Origin of the sequence: Streptomyces colonosanans (genome assembly GCF_001866645.1) — a bacterium.
GTDB lineage: Bacteria > Actinomycetota > Actinomycetes > Streptomycetales > Streptomycetaceae > Streptomyces > Streptomyces colonosanans.
The window spans coordinates 1-3,227 of sequence record NZ_MLYP01000114.1 but is presented as its reverse complement, the minus strand read 5'-3'; the positions used below and the strand labels follow the sequence as shown (position 1 = coordinate 3,227).

The 3,227-nt window shown below is 71.0% G+C and carries 3 protein-coding genes; 1 reads left to right on the top strand and 2 read right to left on the bottom strand.

Annotated features, from left to right (window positions below; translation table 11 throughout):
• Both BIV24_RS30045 and BIV24_RS30040 read right to left on the bottom strand, forming a co-directional pair.
• Window positions 1–644: GNAT family N-acetyltransferase (locus BIV24_RS30045; protein WP_143064702.1), on the bottom strand; the 644-nt coding region annotated here is incomplete at its 3' end.
• A gap of 536 nt (window positions 645–1,180) precedes the next feature.
• Window positions 1,181–1,912, bottom strand: coding sequence for a TioE family transcriptional regulator (locus tag BIV24_RS30040; protein WP_071369627.1), 732 nt, complete (start codon window positions 1,910–1,912; stop codon window positions 1,181–1,183).
• A gap of 58 nt (window positions 1,913–1,970) precedes the next feature.
• On the opposite strand from BIV24_RS30040, the gene BIV24_RS30035 reads away from it, so the two are divergent.
• A complete protein-coding gene (locus BIV24_RS30035; RefSeq protein ID WP_071369626.1) occupies window positions 1,971–3,176 on the top strand; it encodes an erythromycin esterase family protein in 1,206 nt (401 codons plus the stop codon).
• The last annotated feature ends 51 nt before the right edge of the window (window positions 3,177–3,227 follow it).

Genomic DNA, 3,227 nt, shown 5'->3' with positions numbered 1-3,227 from the left:
GGAGCCGGAGCGACCGGGGGCTGCCCCGCGCCCATGGCCCACCAGCGGTGCGGCCGGGACAGCGCGCCGGGCTGTGCGCGGCGGTACCGGTCGTAGACCTCTTCCAGGATCTTGCCGCACTCGGCACGCCGCAGTACCTCGACCGAGCCGGTGTCCGAGCCGGTCGCCGGGGCGTCGGCTGTTCCGCCCGCCCGAGGGGTGGCGAGGGCGGCCTGGTGGCGTGGCACCGTCAGCCGCTGCGTGTAGGTCGCCGGTCCGTAGCCGAACCTGCCGTAGATCGAGGCCTCGGAGGCCAGCAGGACGGAGAGGACCTCCCCGCGGGCCCGCAGCTCGGTGAGTTGATGCCGCATCATCGTGCTGAGCACGCCCTGGCGTCGGTGCGAGGGCAGGACGCCGACGGCGGTCACCCCGGCGGCCGGGACGAGGATCTCACCGGGCAGGGTGAGCTCGAAGGAGTACGCACCGGCGGTGCCGACGGGCTGCCCGTCCCCCGTCATGGCGAACAGGCTGCGGTCCATTTCGAGCGCCGCCCACCAGACCCCGCCGCCGCCCTCGGTCGGGGTTTCCGGGAAGCGCCCGAACGCGGCATGGAGTGCGCCGACGAAGACGTCGAGGTCCTGGTCGGTCGTGGGACGGATCTCCATTGCTGCCGCTGCCTCCTCAGAATACCGGCACCACCACTCGTGGTGCCCTGCCACAGTGCAGCGTTGCCTTGTGGCCAGGTCAAGCGAATTACAGCCGGGCCCGCGGCCGTTCACAGCACAGCCCGGTCCCAGCCCGGCCCCAGGGTGAGTTGCGGTGGTCGGGCTCGGCGGCGGTGATCGCCGCCGCCCTCACCGTGATCCACATGCCGGCAGCGCAGCCGTGTTGCATTCGGCCGGGACGGACACGAACACCGGATGAGTAACGACGACTTCGACCAGGCACCCGGCCGCCCGGCCTGACAAGGCCTGCGAGGGCGCCCCCGCGGCAAGGGCGTCGGAGGCAAGCGTCGAACCGCGGGTGGCGTGGCCGGGATCCGTTCCAGGACGCCGCCCGCGAACACGTCGTACAGCTGCAGCGTCTCCAACGAGAGGTAGCCGATGCGGCAGTTGCAGACGGGCACCGGCACGCGCGGGGGGCGCGTCGCGCGCTCGGGTGTGTCTGTCCTGGAGTCTCTCTTCGGCTGACAGCCGAAATGTCATCCGCGCTCGCGGAGGTACGCCTCCAGCTCGGCGGCGCCGGTCAGCATCGCCCGCCCGCGGGCGGACAGCCGGCCGTGCCAGTCGCCCAGTGCGGCCTCCAGCGGTTCCAGCCCGCCTGCGGCCCGTACCTGGGCGATCAGCGGAGCGATCTGCTCCAGCAGGTAGCCACCGCGCCTGAGTTGATGGGCCAGCCGGGCGTCCCGTACGTCGGCCTCGTCGTAGACGCGGTACCCGGTCCGCGGGTCGCGGCGCGGGCTCACTAGCCCGGCGCGCTCCCATTTGCGCAGCGTCGCGGGCCGGATGCCGAGCTTCTCCGCCAGCGGCCCGATGAACGTGCCGTCGGGTCTGGACGCAGTGTTGGGGTGGGAAGCCGCGGTGGGCTTCAGGTCACGCAGGGCGCTCTCCACGGCCTGGAGGGTCCGGCGGTCGTCGAGGAGCCGGGCGTGGCTCTCGTCGATGAGACGGAACGCCTCCTCGGCCGCGCCCTCGTTCACCACCCGCATGATCGACGTCGCCGTCTGGTGGCCGTGGCCGGGCACCAGGGCGAGGAACGCGCGCAGGGCCTGCGCGTGCAGCGGGGTGTAGGTGCGGTAGCCGTGGGGTGTGCGCCCGGCGGCCGGAAGGATGCCGGCCTCCTCGTAGTTCCTGATCGCCTGCGTGGACAGACCGTGCCCACGCGCCAGATCAACCGGCCTGAGCCGTTCACCGCTTTGAAGGTTTTGCCCCATGTTTCCGACGATAGCGCGGGAAAGTTTCAACCGAAAGTTCAACGATACCGTTGAAGGCATGGCGACTGACATCAAGGACACCGCCCATGCCGTCGAGGCTGCCGCCGTCATGAGGCTGCTCCCGACCCGGCCGCAGATGCTCGCCCTGGGCGAGCCCACCCACGGCGAGGACACACTGCTCGACCTGCGCAACGAACTGTTCCGGCAACTCGTCGAGCAGGAGGGCTACCGGACGATCGCGATCGAGAGTGACTGCCTGATGGGGCTGGCCGTGGACGACTACGTCACCTCAGGCCAGGGCACCCTCGACGAGGTCATGGAGCGCGGATTCAGCCACGGGTGGTTCAACGTGTCCGCGGCCAACCGCGAACTCGTGCGCTGGATGCGCGCGTACAACGAGAGCCGGCCCACGTCCGAGCGGGTCCACTTCGCCGGTTTCGACGGCCCGCTGGAAATCACCTGCGCCGAAAGCCCCCGGCAGGCCCTCACCGCACTCCACCGCTACCTCTCAACCTCGGTGGACGCCGACCTGCTCCCCTGCACCGGGGAAACGCTCGACCGCCTGCTCGGAAGCGACGACCGGTGGACCAATTCCGCCGCGATGATGGACCCGGCCCAGTCCGTGGGGCAGTCGGCCGAGGCCGGGGAGTTGCGGCTGCTTGCCGATGATCTGGTGGCGCTGCTCGACGTGCAGACGCCGCACCTGCTCGCGGCGACCTCGCGGGACGAGTGGGACCGGGCGCGCCTGTACGGGCGCACCGCGACCGGCGTGCTGCGCTACCACTACTGGATGGCCGACACCTCACCGGCCCGCATGACGCGGCTGTGCGCGCTGCGGGCCCAGATGATGGCCCACAACCTCCTCGCGCTCGCTCAGCGGGGCCCGACACTTGTTCACGCCCACAACTCCCATCTCCAGCGGGAGAAGAGCACGATGCAGATGTGGCAGGGGCCGGTGGAGTGGTGGAGCGCCGGTGCGCTGTTGAGCGCTCAGCTTGGCGAGGGGTACGCCTTCGTGGCCACGGCCCTCGGCACGATCCGCCACCAGGGAGTGGACACGCCGCCGCCGGACACCATCGAAGGACTCCTGTACGCGCTCCCGAAGGACCATTGCGTCATCGACGCCCCCCGGCTGGCCATGACCCTCGGCGACACGCGGCCCGCGCCCCGCGTATCCCCCTGGTTCGGCTACTCCCCGCTCGACCCGGCCCACCTGGCGGACAGCGACGGGATCGTGTTCGTCAAGGACGTCCCGCAGAGCTAGTGCCGTGGCAGGCAGCGTTAGCCCGTTGAGGAGCGGCGTCGTGGGGGCACC